The organism is Pelatocladus sp. (genome assembly GCF_059505505.1).
The window spans coordinates 1-21,145 of sequence record NZ_JCACKS010000226.1 but is presented as its reverse complement, the minus strand read 5'-3'; the positions used below and the strand labels follow the sequence as shown (position 1 = coordinate 21,145).

16 protein-coding genes are annotated in these 21,145 nt (G+C 40.8%); 11 read left to right on the top strand and 5 right to left on the bottom strand.

Annotated elements, in window-relative coordinates:
• The first annotated feature begins 31 nt into the window (after positions 1-31).
• The 3 genes from larB (at position 32) to argH (ending at position 2,720) form a co-directional block, all read left to right on the top strand.
• A complete protein-coding gene (gene larB / locus AC5JMK_RS21335; RefSeq protein WP_495910981.1) occupies positions 32-820 on the top strand; it encodes a nickel pincer cofactor biosynthesis protein LarB in 789 nt (262 codons plus the stop codon).
• A 189-nt stretch (positions 821-1,009) separates the two neighbouring features.
• Positions 1,010-1,195 (top strand): hypothetical protein, encoded by a 186-nt coding sequence (locus AC5JMK_RS21330; protein ID WP_017309086.1) that lies wholly within the window; start codon positions 1,010-1,012, stop codon positions 1,193-1,195.
• Positions 1,196-1,331: 136 nt separating this feature from the next.
• Complete coding sequence (gene argH / locus AC5JMK_RS21325) at positions 1,332-2,720, top strand: argininosuccinate lyase (protein WP_096674119.1); 1,389 nt, start codon at positions 1,332-1,334, stop codon at positions 2,718-2,720.
• Positions 2,721-2,819: 99 nt separating this feature from the next.
• Here the strand turns inward: argH and AC5JMK_RS21320 are convergent, their stop codons facing one another.
• A complete protein-coding gene (locus tag AC5JMK_RS21320) occupies positions 2,820-2,984 on the bottom strand; it encodes a hypothetical protein (protein WP_495910980.1) in 165 nt (54 codons plus the stop codon).
• A gap of 1,555 nt (positions 2,985-4,539) precedes the next feature.
• Between AC5JMK_RS21320 and AC5JMK_RS21315 the strand changes: the two genes are divergently transcribed.
• Positions 4,540-5,034: an NUDIX hydrolase gene (locus tag AC5JMK_RS21315; RefSeq protein ID WP_096674117.1), complete on the top strand. Its 495-nt coding sequence runs from the start codon at positions 4,540-4,542 to the stop codon at positions 5,032-5,034.
• Positions 5,035-5,134: 100 nt separating this feature from the next.
• Positions 5,135-5,953: an alpha/beta fold hydrolase gene (locus AC5JMK_RS21310; protein WP_096674115.1), complete on the top strand. Its 819-nt coding sequence runs from the start codon at positions 5,135-5,137 to the stop codon at positions 5,951-5,953.
• A 36-nt stretch (positions 5,954-5,989) separates the two neighbouring features.
• Here the strand turns inward: AC5JMK_RS21310 and AC5JMK_RS21305 are convergent, their stop codons facing one another.
• Entirely contained in the window at positions 5,990-6,787 is a 798-nt protein-coding gene (locus AC5JMK_RS21305) for a pantothenate kinase (RefSeq protein WP_495910979.1), read from the bottom strand.
• A 466-nt stretch (positions 6,788-7,253) separates the two neighbouring features.
• Here AC5JMK_RS21305 and iscB point away from each other — a divergent pair, with 466 nt between their 5' ends.
• The 3 genes from iscB to AC5JMK_RS21290 all read left to right on the top strand — a co-directional run bounded on the left by iscB (position 7,254) and on the right by AC5JMK_RS21290 (position 12,526).
• A complete protein-coding gene (iscB, locus tag AC5JMK_RS21300; RefSeq protein ID WP_495910978.1) occupies positions 7,254-8,525 on the top strand; it encodes an RNA-guided endonuclease IscB in 1,272 nt (423 codons plus the stop codon).
• A gap of 234 nt (positions 8,526-8,759) precedes the next feature.
• Positions 8,760-10,478 carry a diflavin flavoprotein gene (locus AC5JMK_RS21295; RefSeq protein ID WP_096678732.1) on the top strand — a complete coding sequence of 573 codons (1,719 nt, stop codon included), beginning with the start codon at positions 8,760-8,762 and terminating at the stop codon, positions 10,476-10,478.
• A 338-nt stretch (positions 10,479-10,816) separates the two neighbouring features.
• Positions 10,817-12,526 (top strand): diflavin flavoprotein, encoded by a 1,710-nt coding sequence (locus AC5JMK_RS21290; protein WP_096674111.1) that lies wholly within the window; start codon positions 10,817-10,819, stop codon positions 12,524-12,526.
• A 269-nt stretch (positions 12,527-12,795) separates the two neighbouring features.
• On the opposite strand, the gene AC5JMK_RS21285 is transcribed toward AC5JMK_RS21290, so the two are convergent.
• Both AC5JMK_RS21285 and AC5JMK_RS21280 read right to left on the bottom strand, forming a co-directional pair.
• Entirely contained in the window at positions 12,796-13,848 is a 1,053-nt protein-coding gene (locus AC5JMK_RS21285; protein ID WP_096674110.1) for an RRXRR domain-containing protein, read from the bottom strand.
• 210 nt (positions 13,849-14,058) lie between these two features.
• Entirely contained in the window at positions 14,059-14,595 is a 537-nt protein-coding gene (locus AC5JMK_RS21280; protein WP_096674108.1) for a phycobiliprotein lyase, read from the bottom strand.
• A gap of 773 nt (positions 14,596-15,368) precedes the next feature.
• On the opposite strand from AC5JMK_RS21280, the gene AC5JMK_RS21275 reads away from it, so the two are divergent.
• Entirely contained in the window at positions 15,369-16,739 is a 1,371-nt protein-coding gene (locus tag AC5JMK_RS21275; RefSeq protein ID WP_096674106.1) for an efflux RND transporter periplasmic adaptor subunit, read from the top strand.
• Positions 16,740-16,810: 71 nt separating this feature from the next.
• On the top strand, positions 16,811-20,089 hold the full coding sequence (locus tag AC5JMK_RS21270) for an efflux RND transporter permease subunit (RefSeq protein ID WP_096674104.1): 3,279 nt from the start codon (positions 16,811-16,813) through the stop codon (positions 20,087-20,089).
• Here AC5JMK_RS21270 and AC5JMK_RS21265 read toward each other — a convergent pair.
• Entirely contained in the window at positions 20,086-20,211 is a 126-nt protein-coding gene (locus AC5JMK_RS21265; RefSeq protein WP_495910977.1) for a hypothetical protein, read from the bottom strand. The genes AC5JMK_RS21270 and AC5JMK_RS21265 overlap by 4 nt on opposite strands.
• A gap of 315 nt (positions 20,212-20,526) precedes the next feature.
• Here AC5JMK_RS21265 and AC5JMK_RS21260 point away from each other — a divergent pair.
• Positions 20,527-21,145, top strand: a 619-nt coding sequence (locus AC5JMK_RS21260; RefSeq protein WP_495910976.1) for an RNA-guided endonuclease InsQ/TnpB family protein, incomplete at its 3' end; no start/stop codon positions are given.

The following is a 21,145-nucleotide window of genomic DNA, read 5'->3' as shown; positions in this document are numbered from 1 at the left end:
TCGATGACAAATGACCAATGACCAATAACCAATGACAAATGATAGAAATTTGCGATCGCTCCTCCAAGCAGTCGCTAATGGTAATGTTTCTCTAGATGTTGCACTAGATGAACTCAAACATTTAGCTTATGAACCCGTGGGTGAGTTTGCCAAAGTTGATAATCATCGCGCTTTAAGAACTGGCTTTCCGGAAGTGATTTGGGGTCCTGGTAAAACTCCCGATCAAATCGCTCAAATTATGGAGGTGATGCGTCTACGTAACCCTGTTGTGATGGCGACTCGCATTACTCCAGAGATTTACGCAGCACTACAACCCAAAGTAAGAGATTTACGATATTACGAATCAGCACGAATTTGTGCGATCGCTCCCCCCACTATCGAACCAAGTTTTTCTGGCACAATTGGCATTCTTTCTGCTGGTACAGCCGATTTAGCCGTAGCTGAAGAAGCTGCTGTCACCGCAGAACTTTCTGGTTTTTGCGTCCAACGTCTCTGGGATGTGGGAGTCGCCGGGATTCATCGCTTGCTGAGTAACCGCCACGTGATCTCGCAAGCATCAGTGTTAATTGTTGTAGCAGGTATGGAGGGCGCTTTACCCAGTGTAGTAGCAGGTTTAGCAGACTGTCCTGTGATTGCTGTTCCTACTAGTATCGGTTATGGTGCAAGTTTTGGAGGTTTAGCCCCTCTATTGACAATGCTCAACTCTTGTGCTGCGGGAATCGGTGTAGTGAATATTGATAATGGTTTTGGTGCAGCAGTTCTAGCAGGGCAAATTTTGCGAACAGCCGAGAAATTACGGATGGCATCGCCTGATTCTTGAGTTATTACAGTGATATTACTTATATAAATAGTAGAAAATATAATTAAATTATGAAATTTTTGCTCACGTTAGCTGCCTTTGCCTTGAGCTTTTGGCTAACCATCAGTATATCGACGTAAGAAGGGAACGGGGAACGGGGAACAGAAGAATCAACAATGTCTAATTAATTTTATTTAGGTACTTAATTTGATGTCTCAGTTAATTTGGCATTTACCGGAAAATTTGACTATCCTAGCTCAAAATGTTACTGATCCAAACCTTATTGGTCAAATGCAAAAAGCCTTTACGCATTTTGTACAATCAGGTCAAGCTTGGGCGCTATTGATTGGATTGGCAATTGGTTATATGATTCGGAATCTGACAAGTTTTGGTTAGTTGTTGGGCATGAATCAATGATTCAGTTACCAGTTAACAGTTTAATTTGACAACTGATCACTGATCACTGAATATGTATCCCTTATCCCCAATCCCCTTTCCCTGATCCCCTTTCCCCGACCCCCAGTCCCCAAACATGACTGAACAGCAAACTTGGAGTCAGCGATTTGAATCAGCTTTACATCCTGCGATCGCCCGCTTTAATGCAAGTATTAGTTTTGACATTGAATTAATCGAATATGATTTGACTGGCTCTGTTGCTCATGCTCAGATGCTAACTAAATGCGGTATCATTCCTCCTGAAGAAGGAGAACAATTAGTTGCTGGTTTAGAACAGATTCGCCAAGAATATCGCCAAGGCAAGTTTAACCCTGGAATTGAAGCAGAGGATGTACACTTTGCTGTTGAGCATCGCCTTGTGGAAATCATTGGTGATATAGGTAAGAAGTTACACACTGGACGCTCTCGTAATGACCAAGTAGGAACAGATACTAGATTGTACTTACGCGACCAAATTCAACAAATTTGCCAGCGACTACGAGAATTCCAAAGTGTCCTTTTAGATATTGCTGAGAATCACGTTGAAACTTTAATCCCTGGTTACACTCACTTACAACGCGCCCAGCCTCTAAGTTTAGCTCACCACTTGTTGGCATACTTTCAAATGACACAACGGGATTGGGAACGGTTGGGAGATGTCCAGAAGCGAGTGAACATCTCTCCTTTAGGTTGTGGTGCGTTAGCTGGAACTACTTTCCCAATTGATCGCCATTATACAGCCCAACTATTGCATTTTGATAGCGCTTATGCTAATAGCTTGGATGGAGTGAGCGATCGCGATTTTGCGATCGAATTCTTATGTGCTGCTAGCTTAATCATGGTTCACCTGAGCCGTCTTAGCGAAGAAATAATTCTTTGGGCATCTGAAGAGTTTGGTTTTGTTACCCTGAAAGATAGCTGTGCAACAGGTTCGAGCATCATGCCCCAAAAGAAAAACCCCGATGTACCAGAATTAGTGCGGGGTAAAACTGGGCGTGTCTTTGGTCATCTCCAAGGGTTGTTGGTAATCATGAAGGGACTACCCTTGGCATACAACAAAGATTTACAAGAGGACAAAGAAGGTCTATTTGATAGCGTTAACACTATCAAAGCATGTCTGGAAGCAATGACAATTTTGCTACGAGAAGGTTTGGAATTTCGCACCCAGCGTTTAGCACAAGCAGTATGTGAAGACTTCTCCAATGCTACTGATGTCGCAGATTACCTAGCAGCGAGAGGTGTACCATTCCGAGAAGCATACAATCTTGTAGGAAAGGTCGTAAAAACCAGTATTGTTGCTGGCAAACTCCTCAAGGATTTAACGTTGCAAGAGTGGAAACAACTTCATCCCGCATTTGCAGAAGACATTTACGAAGCAATATCCCCTCGGAAAGTAGTTGCTGCGCGTAACAGCTATGGTGGTACAGGTTTTGATCAGGTAAGAACAGCAATCATGAATGCGCGCACTCAAATTGCACAATTGTAGAGACCGTAAATTTACGGTCTCTACATGCTATTAAAAAGGCGTAGGTATATACGCCCTAACAACTAAAACAAAAAAAGAGCAATTTTTTGAGTAGGGAAATTATTCAGGGTCAACTGCTGCTGCTCCCTCATCCTCTTCACTCTTCGGCGGTCTTTGTTGGAACCTTCTCTGCATTCTTCCTGTAGTAGTCCGTTTACGAAACTTCCGGGCATATGCCTGGTTCCGTAGCGCCTTTTCTTTTTTCGGATTGCGGCGCTTAGCCATGTTCACCTCATGAATAAACAACAAAAAGCCTTACTTAGGCAATATCTAAACAATTTCAACTAGGATTATCTTTACTTTAATTGTAGTTTGAGCCTAGTGAAGCTTTGAATATTCCTGCGGCTGAAGGCAGCAGGATTATTTATTGAACTCTCCTGGATTTGAAAAATCAGGATAATGAACTGTTGTTGCTATGTGGGATAAATCCGCACTACCCTTCGGGAAGGCTAACGCCAAGGCAACGTTGTTCTGCCTTATTAGGCTTTGACTGGCTCAAACAGTCCTACCCGCCTCGACCTATTTTTAGGCTGTACGGCTACTTTGGTTTACTAACACATTTGTTGTTTGGAGTTTTTCATCCTGTGTTAGTACATTTAATTATGTCAAACACTGAAACACAAACAACGAAACACAAACAACAAGTTAAAACTTGTTGATTCAGGTTTCATCCCCTACCTAAAGGCTGGGGGTTCTCACCCTCCCACGTTTTTTAATAGACAGGATAAACCTGGTGACATCTTTCCGCACTACCGCAAGGTATTGGTCTGGGCTTCTCAGCGACTCCCAGTTTAGGCACGGACATTAACTGAGCTTTGTTTAAACTGCACGGGATGCCCCACCACACAGTTGTAGCAAGATCCCGAAGGGTACAAGTACAAAATGTCATATCTTCATAGGAAGCCCCTAGCTTTAGACTCTTGCCTCTAACGTAGTACGCAAGGCAGGCATTGAGCTTGCCGAAATGTACTTAGTCTGCTCAGATTAGGGCTTTTCAAGCCCCTGCCTTTAGGCGTGGGGTTTGTGATCCGGTAAGTTTTTACGTCTTGTACTGTTAAACAGCAATACAATATAACGCATTTTTATTGATTTTGTCAACTTAAATTCAAATTCCTGTGTTGTTAGTTCTATCCCTAGTTGGAAGTATTCATGAGAGTAAGTGATACAATTAAACGCGAATTAATATGAGTTATAAATTATCAACAAACAAAAATTAATAAATTACCATTTTGCCTACATCATAATTATAACTCATGTGTAATCTGTAGCTATATAATACAAATCACTATGTAATGCTATTGCTATTTAACTAAAAAATCTCATTGTAATTATTGTATACAATTAACATGGAAGTTCCAAGTTTTAAATCATTACTGCAAAACAATATATCTGTTTTTTGAAAAGTCGTGATTTTATTTATTCCTACTTTCAAAAACTCAATATGTTTGTTATATGTCTAAAATAAAATTATGTTTTTGAAGAAGACTGAAATTATCATCGAATCAAGTCATCATTTTCATAAAAAAAACTAAATTAAGTTTATATAAAAAACTATACCTCTTTGTTTTTATCCGACCTATAGCTTGTTTAGCAAAACTAAATTATGTATACTCACATTTACTATAATTACTGCAAGTAGATGTTAAAATTTGTATGTTATAACCTAACCATTAGAATCAACCTCTTATTGTATAAGAACATACTTGACAAGTGAGTTGAGCAAATATGATTAGTGGGTAACTTCAAAATACAACACACATAATTTACCAAGATTTGAAGATTGAACGTTCTGGCTTTTTTTACTGTGGCAATCCAATCCACACGTGGCTTATGGCGATTTGGACAAACTGTACTGGGGATTATTTTCCGTCATCCGATCCCTGGTACAAGTATTATTCCTATTTTACCCGATGGTCAAATAGTGCTAATTCGAAGGCGAGATAATGGCCGTTGGGCTTTACCTGGAGGGATGGTGGACTGGGGAGAAGATATATCGAATTCAGTCCGTCGAGAACTCATGGAAGAAACCGGATTAGAATTAGTTAGGATTAGGCGTTTAGTAGGAGTTTACTCTGCTCCAGACCGTGATCCAAGAATCCATTCAATTTGTATTGTAGTGGAAGCAGACGTACAAGGAAAAATGGAGATTCAAGACACATTAGAAGTAATGGAAATCCAAGCTTTTCCTCTCGATTCTTTACCTCCAGAGTATATGTCTCATGACCATAATCGCCAATTAGAAGACTACTTAAAAGGTCTGACAACACTGGCATAATTTTTAGTAGTTAGTGGTTAGTGGTTAATTATTTTTCACTAGCTACTATCTAATATCTGCTGCCTACTAACAATTTACAAATTTAATGACTAAATGAAAAATGAATAATTTATTTCGTAACTCTCGGAGAAAGCTGTCTCAAGGGTTATTATTCTGGCGTGAAGTTGGGGATGGAATACCTGTAGTTTTCTTGCATGGTGCTTGGAATGATAGTGGTGAATGGGTAGCAGTGATGGAAATACTTTCATTAAATTTTCATTGTTTCGCACCAGATTTATTCGGCTTCGGTGAATCAGATTATCCTAATATTCACTACTCGATAGATTTGCAAGTAGAATGTCTAGCTGAGTTTTTAAATGCTTTGAAATTAGAAAGAGTATATTTAGTAGGGCATTCTCTTGGTGGTTGGATTGCTGCCAGTTATGCTTTAAAATATCCAGAACAAGTATATGGTTTAGTACTATTAGCACCAGAAGGTGTAAAAACTGAAGCATTAGACAAAAATTGTAAAAAATTACAGGGTTTGGTCAAACGTCCCCTGTGGATATTTAAAGTATTAAGAATACTCCGTCCTTTAACTAAAATCCTGGGTTTAGATACGCAAATAGAACAGGATTGGCAACAACAACAATTAATGCTGCAAAATCCTACAGGTAGTGAGTTATTGTTCTTACGTCAATTACCAGAAATCAGTGGCGAATTGGTGCAAGATAAATTAGATTTTATCACAGTTCCTGTTTTAATTTTACAAGGTGGCAAAGACACTCCAGATGCCTTTGCTAAGAGTAATAATTATGCAAAAAAAATTCCACAAGCCAATCTGAAAATTATCGATCATGTAGGACATAATTTGCCAGAAAAGTGTGCTGCAATTGTCGCTGGAGATATTCGAGATTTCATATTAAAAGAAAATGTTTGATTGTTGATGATTGTGGTTTAGACAAGCATCCAAGAATTAATAACTAGTCACAATTTCTTGCATTCCCCAGAAGACTAAATTTGGTTCTACAATTATGTTTGCTGCTATTTGTGGTATGTGAGATTGTAGATAGTTCATTAAAAAAGTGCGATCGCCCCCAGTAATAGTAATCTTACTTTGGGGAAATGACTGCCACCATGCCTCAACAAAATCTTTAATTCCAGCTAACAAGCTATAAATCACCCCGCTTTGGATCGCCTCTGGAGTATTCACAGCAAACCTTTGCGGTAAATCTTGAGGTAATTCTACATTTGGTAATTGTCCGGTTTTTTGGGTAAGAGTCGCTATTTGTAAACCCAATCCTGGCAAAATCGCACCTCCAACAAGATTTTGATTTGCATCAGCACCAGTGAAAGTTAGTGCTGTACCCGCATCTATTACTAACATGGGAAAACCCCAAGTTACCCCTGCACCCCATAACGCTAAAGCCCGATCTATTCCTAAAGTGGGATACACACTTTTGAGGGGTATTTCATCTAAAGTAATTACACTTACATTTGGGTAAGTTAACCATAATGCCGTTTGACTAGGAACTACCGAAGCGAGGAAGATAGAGATGGGGACTTCGGAGGTGTGGGAGGTGTGGAGAGTGTGGGGAGTCAAAGAAAGACTGTTAAGTATTTCGTTTAGGGTTCGGCATTGAGATAATTGATACACAAACGACTTAGGAAGGCGTTCTGTATTCCAGGTATGGTAAAGTGTTTTACCCTCAAACCAACCCCAGTGCAAGCGAGAGTTACCAATTATTAAAGCTAACCAAATTTCTGAGTACATCTACGTAAGAATTTTCATGAGATTTCTTAGTAATGCCAGAAAGAAAGCGATCGCAATACAATCTTTGTAAATGGCACTTTTAATGTTGTTAAAACCATACTAGAAGACTACAGTTATACATTTCTTCTATCTAAGGTTACTTAATGAAGTGATCAAGAGTTAAAACGAGATTCTAACCATCTTCAGTAGACAACACCGCTCCGAAAAACCTATGCAGAACTAGTCAAGGCTAGGCATATCTGTACAAAGTCGGGGCGTGCAGACTAAGACTTTTGTTAGCGCAGCGGCGCGATAGCACGGTCTACGATTTTTGAGTCATGACACCTACAGGTAAACGCCAGCCAGTAGCCCTGTCGGAAGTGGTTAAGTAATCGGTAAACAGGTTTATAGCCGTAGTGCCACTTCCTTAAAAAGCTCTTAAATCATTGTCGAGGCAAACTTTACTTAGTAATAAGGATGACAGAATATGTCAAACTATGTCTTTTTGATTGACCAAAACAAAACACCACTGAATCCTATACATCCGGCACAGGCTAGAAAGTTATTAGATTCAGGTAAAGCTGCTTTGTTTCGGCGCTATCCATGTACTTTAATTTTAAAGCGAGTGATAGAGAATCCTAACGTATATCCACTTGCGCTCAAAATTGATCCAGGTTCAAAATTTACTGGAATAGCTCTAGTAACTAACCAAGGTAATGTCATCTGGGGAATGGAGTTAAAACACCGTGGTCAACAAATCAAAGACGCTCTAGAGCATCGTTTAGCGGTGCGTAGAGGACGACGGAACCGAAACACCCGCTACAGAAAAGCGCGGTTTCTTAATCGTAAACGTCCAGAAGGTTGGTTAGCTCCATCATTGCGACACCGCGTTCTCACAACTGAGACTTGGGTCAAGCGACTTCATAAATTTGCACCAATCGGTTTGATTACTCAAGAGTTAGTGAAGTTCGATACTCAAGCTATTCAGAATCCTGAGATATCCAGCACTGAGTACCAACAAGGAACACTACATGGTTATGAGTGCCGTGAGTACTTGCTGGAGAAGTGGAATCGTCAATGTGCTTATTGTGGAGTGAAGGATGTTCCTCTAGAAATTGAACACATCCAACCTAAATCAAAAGGTGGGTCTGACCGGATATCTAATCTCTGCTTAGCTTGCCACAAGTGCAATCAACGCAAAGGAAACAAAGATATTAAGGACTTCCTCAAAGGTAAGTCTGACATATTGAATCGTGTTCTGAAACAAGCTAAAACACCGCTCAAAGATGCAGCATCGGTTAATTCCACTAGATGGGCTTTGTTCAATATTTTGAAGTCTTTCGGCGTGAGCGTCAGCACAGGTACAGGTGGTCAAACCAAATTCAATCGGATTCGGCTTGAACTGCCAAAAGCTCACTGGATTGATGCTGCGTGTGTCGGAGCAGTCGAAACCATAAAACTTGTCACGACCAAGATTCTTCTCGTGAAAGCAACTGGTTTTGGTAGTAGGCAACGATACCAGACAGATAAGTTTGGCTACCCACAAAAACATCGTCCACTACGTCCAATATTTGGATTTTGCACAGGTGACATTGTTCGTGCTGATGTTCCAAAAGGTAAGTATGCCGGAACATTTACCGCACGTGTTTGCCCAATGTCTCACGGATACGGCGAGTTTGTTATTGACAAAAAACGGAGATCAATCAAATTGGAGTACTTAACACCTGTTCACCGGAAAGATGGATACGACTATGCCTAGACCTATGCAAAATGACCAGATTTGTATAGATATGCATAGAAATCAAGTTACAGTTTCTCGCCCAAAATTTAAATTTTTAACCAGTTGTAAATTCCTGATCACTCCTGTTTTTAGTACAAATTTATACTTATAGCTTTTTTAACTAATCTATAAATTATTTAATAAATATTTACAATAACCTCGTGTCAGAATATAACATAGAGGAAAAAATACTCATTTGCTATGGAGGCAGTTATGGTAGCACTCGCCGAAAACCCGAAAAAAAGACTGACTATCCAGGTAACAGATATTGCGTTGGACACAACAGCTATTCGTTCTCTGGACTGGGATCGCGATCGCTTCGATATTGAATTCGGTCTGCAAAATGGTACTACCTATAATTCGTTTATCATACGCGGTGAGCAGATAGCTTTAGTCGATACCTCTCACGAAAAGTTTCGCCAGCTATATTTAGATACCCTCAAAAATCAAATAAACCCAGCAGACATTAACTATTTGATTATCAGTCATACCGAGCCAGATCACAGTGGTTTAGTTAAAGATGTTCTGCAACTAGCCCCAGATATCACTGTTGTTGGTTCCAAGGTAGCAATTCAGTTTTTGGAAGACTTGGTACACCAACCTTTCAAACGGCGGATTGTGAAAAATGGCGATCGCTTAGATTTAGGTAAGGGTCACGAATTAGAATTTGTGATTGCACCAAACTTACACTGGCCTGACACTATCTTTAGCTACGACCACAAAACCGAAACTCTTTTCACATGCGATGCTTTTGGGTTGCATTATTGTTCAGATGCGACATTTGACGAAGATTTAGAAGCCATATCTCCAGATTTTGAATTTTACTATGAATGCTTAATGGCTCCGAATGCCCGGTCGGTGCTGTCCGCTCTCAAGCGCATGGGTGAACTGGAAAAAATTGGTATGATTGCCACAGGTCACGGGCCGCTACTTTCCCACAACGTTGAAGAACTAACCGGACGCTATCGCAGTTGGAGTCAATCTCAAACCAAAGCAGAAACTACAGTTGGTGTATTTTACGTTTCTGGTTATGGTTGGGGCGATCGCCTAGCACAAGCTGTTGCTAACGGTATCAGCAAAACAGGTGTAGCAGTGGAATTGGTAGACCTGAAAACCGCAGATTTGCAAGAACTCCAAGAACTCATCAGTCGATGTGCAGGAATTGTAGTGGGGACACCACCAGTATCTAACCCAGCAGCACAAACAGCCCTTAGTGCTGTTTTAGGTGCTGTAAAAGAAAAACAAGTTGTGGGGATTTTTGAAACAGGTGGTGGTGATGACGAACCAATAGATCCACTGTTGATTAAATTCCGGGATTTGGGTTTAAAATCTGCTTTCCCAGCGATTCGCATGAAAGAAACACCCACAGAAAACACCTACAAGTTGTTGGAAGAATCAGGGACAGATTTAGGTCAATGGGTAACACGCGATAAAAGCATTAAAGCCATGAAATCCCTGGGCGCAGACTTAGATAAAGCCTTGGGTAGAATTAGCGGTGGATTGTATATAATTACTGCCCAAAAAGGCGATGTTAAAAGTGCGATGCTAGCATCTTGGGTTAGTCAAGCTAGCTTCAAACCCTTGGGAATATCAATTGCAGTGGCGAAAGATCGGGCGATCGAATCACTGATGCAAGTGGGTGATCAATTTGTATTGAATGTGCTGGAAGAAGGTAATTACCAAAGTTTAATGAAACACTTCCTCAAACGCTTCGCTCCCGGTGCAGATCGTTTTGAAGGAGTTAGAACTCAGCCAGCCCAAAATGGTACACCTATCCTCACCGACGCTTTAGCATACATGGAGTGTGAAGTTACTAGTCGGATGGACTGCGGCGATCACTGGATAGTCTACAGTACAGTTGATGCGGGACGAGTGAGTAAGCCAGAAGCTTTAACGGCTATACATCATCGCAAAGTTGGAAATCACTATTAGGAGGGATCGGGGAACTGGGATCGGGGATCGGGAGCAGAGAACAGGGAACTGGAAACTGGGAGTGGAGACTAAGTTAACCTGAGTTCGGAATAAGCTGAAACCTTGATTATGTCGTTGGTTTTGAGAGCCTGAAACCCTTATTTTCTCGTTCAAGCGATCAAAATTGAGTCCTTAACCCGAACTGAGGTTAAGTTATTTCCTAATACTTTATTCCTCATCCCCGATCCCCGAACGCGAGTGCGTCTCCTCTGGAGAATCCCCAATCTCCGATCCCTGTTCTCTGTTATCCAATCCCCAATCCCTTATACCCGATCCCTTATCCCTTATCCCAAAAAACTATGACATCCACAAAACCTCGTGACGTTCAAATTCTCCCCATTGCAACAGGTACAACAATATTGCGATCGCGCAGTTGGACTCGTCTGAGATTTGAAATTGAATACGCTCTCGCTAAGGGTACAACTGCGAATTCTTATTTGATTCAAGGGGATAAAATTGCCCTGATTGACCCACCAGGTGAAACTTTTACAGAAATTTATTTAGATGCACTCCAAAAACGGTTTGATTTAAAACAGATTGATTATGTGATTCTCGGTCATGTCAACCCGAATCGCGCAGCTACTCTCAAAGTTTTGCTAGAACATGCACCGCAGATAACTTTCGTTTGTTCTAATCCAGGGGCGATTAATTTGCGTGGCGCGTTGGAAAACCCTGATTTGCCGATTTTAGTTAAACGTGGGGAAGAAACCCTAGATTTAGGCAAAGGTCATCATTTGCAATTTATTCCTACACCTAACCCCCGCTACCCGGATCAACTTTGTACTTATGATCCACAGACAGAAATTTTATACACAGATAAGCTATTTGGAGCGCATATCTGCGGCGATCAGGTATTTGATGAAGGTTGGCAAGTTTTTCTCGAAGACAGACGCTATTATTTTGAATGTCTCATGGCTCCCCATGCCCGTCAAATCGAAACTACATTGGACAAACTTACCGATTTGCAGGTGAGAATGTACGCGCCAAATCACGGGCCTTTGGTGCGTTATGGCTTAATTGATTTAACTAAAGCCTATCGAGAATGGAGCCAGCAACAGACTTCTTTAGATACTAAAGTGGTATTAATTTATGCTTCTGCTTACGGAAATACCGCAACATTAGCCCAAGCGATCGCCCACGGAATCACGAAAGCAAGTGTCAGGGTTGAATCTATTAACTGTGAAGTTGCTGAACCTAGTGAGATTCAAGCTGCTGTTGAGAAAGCAGCAGGCTTTATCATTGGTTCTCCTACACTTGGCGGACACGCACCTACACCAGTGCAGACTGCTTTAGGTATTGTGCTTTCCACTGCTGCTAAAAGCAAACTCGCAGGCGTGTTTGGTTCCTACGGTTGGAGTGGCGAAGCTATTGATCTGATTGAAGGTAAACTTAAAGACGCTGGTTATCAGTTTGGCTTTGAACCTATTCGAGTTAAATTCAAACCCAACGATGTTACTTTGCAAACTTGTGAAGAAGCTGGAACAGACTTTGCCCAAGCATTGAAAAAAGCCAAAAAAGTACGTACTCCCAGCCAACCTGCTACCAATGTAGAACAAGCTGTTGGGCGAGTCATTGGTTCTTTGTGCGTAATTACAGCTAAACGAGAGGATATATCTAGCGCTATGTTAGCCTCTTGGGTATCTCAAGCTAGCTTTAATCCTCCTGGTTTCACGGTTGCTGTTGCCAAAGATCGAGCAGTTGAACCATTGACACATTCTGGTAATAAATTTATCCTTAATATCCTTAAAGAAGGGAAACACATAGGGTTAATGAAACACTTTCTCAAACCCTTTGGTCCAGCGCAAGATCGTTTTGAGGGTGTTGCTACTACAGAAGCCGAGAATGGTAATCCCATCCTTACAGATGCGTTAGCTTACCTCGAATGTACCGTAGAAACTCGGATGGAAGCAGGCGACCACTGGCTAGTGTATGCGACTGTAGATAATGGTCAGGTTCTAGACGATGGTGTTACTGCTGTGCATTATCGCAAGTCGGGGAATCACTATTAAATAAATTTAGTGTTAATAGACTCGCAGACCGCCCGCAAGCCCGCAAATAAACTGCGGGCTAATAGTACAAGTCTACTTTTAGTAGACTGAATGAATAAGCCTTTTTTTTAATACCAATTTTCTGTGAAGCTGCACATTATTTTGACCCCTCCTAACCTCCTTTCATCCCCTTGGTAAGGAGAGGGTGGGGTTCTTTGATATGCGTCTTCATAAAACCTCGTGGGATGTGTGGAAACTCAGAGTATGCGCGACCTGAGAGGAAACACGACTCAAGCAACTTTAGTTGCAGTGGATATTCTCCATGATCCGTAAGTTTTGAAAATGCAATCTTTGGGGGTCGCATTTTGCGTTAATCGCTTACCAGTTTCAAAACTATGCAAGCTAATTGTTTTTCTGTTTGGTTCTTTTTTAGTTGGTGATTCTTGCCAACCACCCACATAACAAAATCCAAACTTGAGATGTCTTACTACTGAACCGCGCTTAAATCCTGCGCTAATTGTTCCACCATATCTAGACCTAATATGTCCAACAGAGTGCTGTAATCGGTGAAGTTGACGACGGTGAAATTCTAATGGAACAATCTCAATTAATTGAGTGTTTTCTGGCTTTTGGTGTCCACCTACAAACCAATTAGCTAATACCCAAGAATCAACACAGTGAGCATCAAATTTGTTGGATAACTTGTTTTTAGATTTTTTCAACCCTAAAGCTTGACGCATTTCGTAAGTGTCATTGCCTGTTCGGGTTTCCAAATTGGCAAGTCTTTCTAGTTCTGAGTAGAACCATTTTTTACCAACTTCTAGCGGACTAAACATTACGTTCCATTTTTTTGCACCAATAAGCGTTTTGGCTTTGATGTCTTCAATCACGAAAGTTGAAATGGGGAACATTAACGTTAACCACTTGCAAATACGTAATTTCCATTGCCATCTAGCTTTAGTTGACGGCGGCAACTTTTGTTTATTTACAAGTCTGTTTTTACGATTTTGGCGACACGGGGTATTGCGAAATCGTCTAGCGCGTCGCATATTTCGACGAACTTCTACATGGTCTTTAACCCAATCAACAGCATGAGTTTGGATATTCAAATAGGTGTGAGATTGAGATTTCACGGTGTAGCTTTCTCGTTTACTCCCTGGGTCAACCCCAACAGCTATTGGCTGAGTATTTCTATTAGATGGTTCTTGATTTAATCGAACACAAAACACTCCCTTTTTAAAAAACGGTGTAGCTTTGCCTGATTTAATCCAACGCTTTGCCCTACTTGGCGTTGTTGGCATTAGAGGACGGTTGCTTTGGTCAACTACTGGTACAAATTTCACGATAAATCCTATTTCTAGGTGTATATATCCCTTCGCTACTGACTGTCACAGAGGTTAAAAACTAGGGAAGCATTCTTAACGTATTTTGAGCTACCACACTCAGACAGTTCAGTTTAATTAGCTAGACACAAGTTTTAACCTGATTCAGGGAAGTGGTTATTTCCCCTCTTGCAAGCCCAGTGGCTTTAGCCCTGGGTTAGTGACAAAGAGTTAAATCCGTTTTTCTAAATATTGACCAATCATTAACTGCTCACCTGCACGGGAAATTATAGATTGGCGTGTGCGGTACTTGCTACCGACTAGCTTTAATTCTTCCTCAAATACAGAATTATTGTACTCAGTTCGCAAACATAGGGTTGTGGGGTTGGGGAAGTAATACTCGGCTGTAACTGGCTTGCTTGTAGCGAAACCGCGATCGCGATACAGTGTGTTGCCTAAAGCCCCAAATAAAGTTGTTCCCTTTGATTCTTTTCTTCCTGAAATCGAATTAGTGCTTTCCCATATGACTTCAGCACCACAGGTTAAGCTTACTGTATCAGACAAGCTGTGCATTTCAGCTAGCTTACGTAATTCCTCGCATCCTTGCTCCAGAAATTTTATTGTAATTACACTTACCATTTCTTTGGTTTCTCCCTCTGGAAGAGTGTAATAGCGGCGTTCTGAGTTCCATTTACCTACAGATGCTTGAAAAAATTCCGCAAGCAAAGATTCGTCGGTTCTTTGTAAAATTTGTAGTGGTGATGTCACGGTTAGCCTTCCTCGCGCCCAGTTAATTCAGAATTGGTTATACAAGGACATACATATTGTGTATCCTGTTTTCCAAAAAATTTACTTTTTTTAATATAAACTAAAAGTACGAAGAGTTGTTGATAAAGTTGCTACAACTCTAGAAAAAATATCTATTTTCCAAAAGATAATTACCAAACAAGGTAAAAGTAAAAAGAATATAGGATTTATATATATATAAATTTTTCAGAGTATAAACATGACTTAGGTCATGGGTGTATACATGACTTTCTTCTCATGTACTTACTAAGTATGGTTTCTATGATAGAGAAAATAAACTACAAAAAATACTTAGAGTAATATTATTTTTACTCTCCTAAAGAATCTCTAATTGCTAGAGAAATGTGTGTAATAGCCTAAGAAAGGATATTTTACTTAACACGTAATCTATGGGCTAAAAAAGAACTATACAAAGACTTAAATTCGTTAGTTTTTAGTCTTATGCCTTTAAGTAGAGACAAGTTAAACCATAAATATTTATACTGTATTAATAATTATATCAGATAGATGAAATTTTACTGAGTTTGTAATAGGAAGATATTCTTCGAGATTAAGTAATTTAAAATACATAAAGCCTAGTAAAAATGATAGAAGAAAAGTTACAGTTTTATCTTTAATTCAAAGGATTTTCCTTTATTCATGTACTCTGAGTAAAATTCACAACATCTATATATTAGGACTAGTTATCGGCGGTTGTGATTGAGCGAAAACCGCCTCAGTAGGAGCCAGAAATAATGTTTTGCGACGGAAATAAGCTGTGTATATTGGTTAAAAATCCACCTTTATTGCCGGATTCATCTGTATTCTTAGTGGTTTCCTGGCTGAGTATAGGATTGTTGATGGGGGGTTGTGGATCACTTCCCAAAGAATCTGCGGAGGCTCAACAAGATCGTCGTGCTGTATCTGGACAAACAGATAGTGCAACACCTGTAGATGTGGCGATCGCTCGTAAAGATGATCTACAACAACCATTAGAACTGACAGCCAGTACTGAACCATTCCGCACCGTATCTTTGCGATCGCAAATTCAAGGACAACTTTTGGCTTTAAACGTAGATGTAGGCGATGTTCTAACAAAAAATCAAATAGTCGGACAGATAGATGATGCTTTACTACGAACAGCCTTAAATCAAGCCGAAGCCGAACTCGCAGCCCTCAAGTCGGAAGTAGCAAGGGCGAATGCTCAAGTGAGTAATGCGCGTGTTGAGGTAGAACGGACGCGATTAGAAGTAGCACAAGCTGTTGCCGATGCCGAAAGACAAGATAAACTCCTCAAAGAAGGAGCGATCGCTCAACAAGCAGCCGAACAAGCACGCACCAACGCCCGAACAGCCACACAAGCCTTCCGCGCTGCACAGGAACAAGTACGTACAGAACAAGAAGCTGTTGCTGCTGCAAAGGGAAGATTAACAGCTCAACAAGCCTTAGTCGCAGAAGCCAAAGAACGCCGCTCCTATGCCAAGCTAGTATCTCCGATTGCTGGTGCAGTCTTAGAACAAGTTACAGAACCCGGAAATCTTTTGCAACCAGGTAATGAAGTTTTAAAAATCGGGGATTTCAGCCGTGTCAAAGTTAAAGTCCAAGTTTCCGAATTAGAACTGGCAAATATTCAGGTGGGACAGTCAGCAAAAGTACGCTTAGACGCTTTTGGTGATCATACATACATTGGTACTGTGACACGTATCTCCCCAGCTGCTGACAATACAGCTCGTTTAGTACCAGTAGAAGTAGTGATTCCCAATAACGGGACAAAAATCGGTAGTGGACTTTTAGCAAGAGTGAGTTTTATTGAAAAGGGACAAGAACGAGTAGTAGTACCTTTAACTGCAATCCAAACGGGAGGAGGAAATAAGCAAAACCGAAATTCAAACTCGAAACCAAAAACTGATCAGGGTAAGGTGTTTGTGGTGAAGCGAGAACAAGGCAAAACAACGGTTGCAAGTAGATCCGTAAAATTGGGTGAAACTAATGACGGTAAAGTAGAAATTATTTCTGGTTTACAACCGAATGAGGAGTACGTAGTACGCAGTGGTAAGCCTCTCAAAGAAGGCGATGCTGTACGTCTTTCAATACTTTCTGAAAAATTGGATTCAAAGGATCGTTAGTAGGGGCGCATTGCTGTGCGTCTTTAACAACCACAACAAAAAATACTTTTATCTACTCTGAATATACAAAAATGCAGGCAACAAAAAAAAGTGGGGGACTGAGTATCAGCGCCCTCTCGATTCGCCAACACATCGGTACACTGATGCTTACTCTGGCAGTCATGGTAATGGGTATTTTTTTTGTCACTACCCTATCAGTAGATTTGCTGCCATCAATTACCTATCCCCGTATTGGTGTTCGGGTACAAGCCCCTGGAATTTCGCCGGAAGTAGCAATTGATGAAATCACCAGACCACTGGAAGAAGCTTTTGCAGCTACCGAGGGTATGGTACAAATTTTTTCTCAAACCCGTGAAGGACAGATAAATTTAGATTTGTTTTTTCAACCAGGGGGTAATATTGACCAAGCCCTTAACGATGCTACAGCCTCATTTAACAGAGCCAGAAGTGGCTTACCAGATACTATTGAAGAACCCCGACTCTTCAAATTTGACCCCTCTCAATCACCGATTTACGAATTGGCTTTAACTTCACCCTCATTAGAAGGTGTTGATTTACGTGTATTTGCTGAAGAAGAATTAGCCCGCGAACTTAGTGTTGTGTCAGGAGTTGCGGGAGTCGATGTCTCAGGAGGAGTGCAAGAAGAAGTTAGAGTAAATATTGATTTGGATCGCTTGCAGGCCATTGGTGTTGGTTTAACCGATGTACTCGACGAACTCACTAACCGCAACCAAGATATTTCTGGTGGTCGAATTTTTGGACAAAATTCCGAACCTCTCACCCGCACCGTCGGACGCTTTCAGAGTGCGGATGAAATTAGCAATCTTTCTTTTGAAGTTTCTTCTTCCTCTAATTCCTCTAGTTCCTCTAATTCCTCTAATTCCTCTAGTTCCTCTAATTCTTCTAATTCCTCTAGTTCCTCTAATTCTTCCACTTCTATTCCTAACCGTCGCGTCTACCTACGTGACTTTGCTCAAGTGATTGATGGTACAGAAAACCAACGCCTTTTGGTTTTACTCAACAGACAACCAGCAGTAAAAGTCAGCATTCAAAAGCAACCGGATGCTAATACCATAGACGTTGTGGATGGAGTCAAAAAGCGAATCGAAGAACTGAGAAAATCTGGTGTCATTCCAGAAGGAACTATTCTCACACCTACCTCGGATGAATCACGGTTTATCCGTAATTCTATTTCTAATGTTGCCACTTCCGGTCTAATTGGAGCAGCACTAGCCGCGATCGCAGTTCTATTATTTCTTGGTTCGGTGCGGCAAACTTTAATTATTGTAGTTGCTATTCCCTTGGCAACCTTAGCTGCCATTATTTTGATGGGATTGTTTGGACTATCTTTAAATATTTTCAGTTTGGGTGGTTTGGCGTTGGGGGTTGGTATCGTGGTGGACAACTCCATCGTCATGCTGGAGAATATTGCTGAAGGTGCGGGTATGACTCCTGGTAAAGATACCAGAACTCGCCTCAGTTCATGGCAACTTATTCAACAAGCAGAACAAAGTAGTAAAGAAGTAGAATCAGCTTTGCTAGCTTCTACTAGCACCAACTTAGTATCGGTTTTGCCGTTTTTGCTGATTGGCGGTTTTATTTCGCTGCTATTCAATGAATTGATTCTGACAATTAGTTTTGCTGTTGCTGCTTCTATTTTAATTGCTGTCACTGTCGTACCGATGTTGACTTCTCGGATGCTATCATGGCGGATTTCCAGTGGTTTGAGTAATTTTTGGTTTCTTCGGGAGTTTAATCGCCGCTTTGATGCTGCAACCAGAAGTTATGGTGCTTTCTTGAGTAAAGTTTTGCGTTTTCGCTTAATTACAGTGGCGATCGCGATCGCTTTATTAGGTGGTGGTAGTTTCTGGGTAGCACCGCAAATTCCCCAAGAAATTCTACCCCGGATCAACACTGGACAAGCAAGTTTATTTGCTCAGTTTCCTCCCGGTACACCTTTAGAAAATAACCAAAAAGTTATGGCTGCGGTTGATGAAATTCTCCAGAAGCAGCCGGAAACTGAATACGTATTTTCCACAGTTGGCGGTGGTTTATTTGGCACTAATACGAGCGAAAATCCTCTACGGAGTTCTAGCACCATAACCCTTAAACCTGGCTCTGATGTGGAAGCTTATGTGGAACGAGTTACCCAAGAATTTAATAAACTAAATTTAGCAGGTGTGCGTTTGCGTGTTGCTCCTGGACAAGTACGGGGTTTAATTTTGACTAACTCTCCAGTCAGGGGTGCAGAGGTTGACATAGTTATGCAAGGAAATGACACAGACACCTTACAGCAAGCCGGACAGCAATTACTAGCAACTCTAGAAGAAAAAGTTAACTTAGCCAGATTTCGTCCTGATAGCGATGCACGTCAACCCGAACTGCAAATCCGTCCAGATTGGGAAAGGGTTGCAGCTGTGGGATTAACTGCTAGAGAGATCGGTGACACAATTGCAACCGCCATTGAAGGTAGCGTACCAACACAGCTACAACGTGGTAATCGGCTTGTAGATGTGCGAGTGCAATTAAATGAAGAATCTGTGCGATCGCCTTCCCAATTAGAGAGATTACCTTTATTTGTAGAAAATAATCGTCAAATCCGTCTCAGTGATGTTGCAGAAATTGTCGATGCTCAAGCCCCTTCAGAAATTCAACGCATTAACCAGCGTCAGGTTTTCATTATCGCTGGTAATTTGAGCGAAGGCGCAAATCTCAGTGAAGCCCAAGCACAAGTGAATGAGGTCTTGAATAACTTAAAATTACCTCAAGGTGTGAGTATCCTGCCTAGTTCGACAGCAGAAGCTAATCAACAATTACAAGACTCTTTATGGTTGTTGGGAGGATTAGCCGCCTTTCTAGTTTTCGTAGTTATGGCTGTGCAATACAATTCCCTGATCGATCCTTTGGTAATTATGTTTACAATCCCATTGGCATTAGCTGGGGGTATTTTCGGTCTTTATATTACCAAAACTGCCATTGGCGCAACAGTGATTGTTGGTGCAGTTTTGTTAGTGGGTATTGTTGTTAACAATGCCATTATCATGGTGGAGTTAGCCAATCAAATTCGCGAGCAGCAAGGTGTTAACCGTCAAACAGCGATTTTACAAGCTGCTCCCCAACGTCTACGCCCAGTGTTAATGACTACAATTACCACAGTTTTAGGTATGTTTCCTTTAGCATTGGGAATTGGCGAAGGTTCAGAATTTTTACAGCCTTTAGGTATTGTGGTGTTTGCAGGATTGTCCTTAGCAACATTGTTAACTCTGTTTATCATTCCTTGTTTTTATACTTTGCTGCATGAAATTTTGAATTGGAAATGGATGAAGTCTGTGATCATGCGTTTAGCTTAATCAAAAAGAAGCCCCGCTAATATCGCTTCGTTGAGCGTCGGGATGAATTTTTGGGCAATGACGAATTGACCGACGGGCGTAATTGAACGCAGTTCAATCAGCAATGTTGGTCGATGTTGCATTGTCCCCTCCAAAATTGGGCAGGCTTGTATTACTACTATCCAATTGGCCCAATGAGTTATCTTCCTCAGAAGCCTGCCCAATTTTGGTACGTGGAAGACCCTCACAGGAATTGCCAATCTCCGGGGATGGTAACGAGTCAATAAGTTCTTCAATTATCTGAGTCATTGTTTTGTCAGATTGGACGGCACATAATTGTAGCTTATAAAAACGTCGTTCAGACATCCTCAATCTTAATTGTTTGTTTTTCATATTGGCTACACAGTGGGTACACGTTTATGCTATTCTATTTATAGGTCGATAGCAAAAACAAAATAATGAAAACTTCATACCAGTACAAAATTAAACCTACTAAAGAGCAAGCAGAAAAAATTGATAACACACTTGAGATGTTGCGTTGTCAATACAACTATTTGCTTGCTCAAAGGTTTGATTGGTATGAAATGAATCGTTGTTCTATTGATAGGTGTCCGTTAATTTGCCATATACCAGAACTAAAAGAGCAACCATTATACTACAACCAAAAAGCGTCTTTGGTTCAACTTAAAGTGGATAGACCCTGGTACAAAGAGATTCATTCTCAAGTACTACAGGAAGTCCCCAAGAAAGTTGAGTTAGCTTTTGATAGATGGTTAAACGGTGATATTAACGGCAAAAAGTCAGGTAGACCGAGATTCAAAGGAAGGGGTCAATACAAAACTTTTACCTATACCCAATTTAAAAGACATCATTTTGTTACGGGGCGAAGGAAAGAAAAAGAGGGAAGGCTTTTATTGAATATCTCGACTGGCCCACAAATAAATGAGGGGGCTTTAAGCCTTCCCTCTTTTTCCCTAGCCAAATGCGTTAATAATAAAATCACGTTGTCAAAAATTGGGGATATTAGACCTCTTGCAAAATTATTTTATGGTATAGTTAAGGGTTTTGTATCATGTA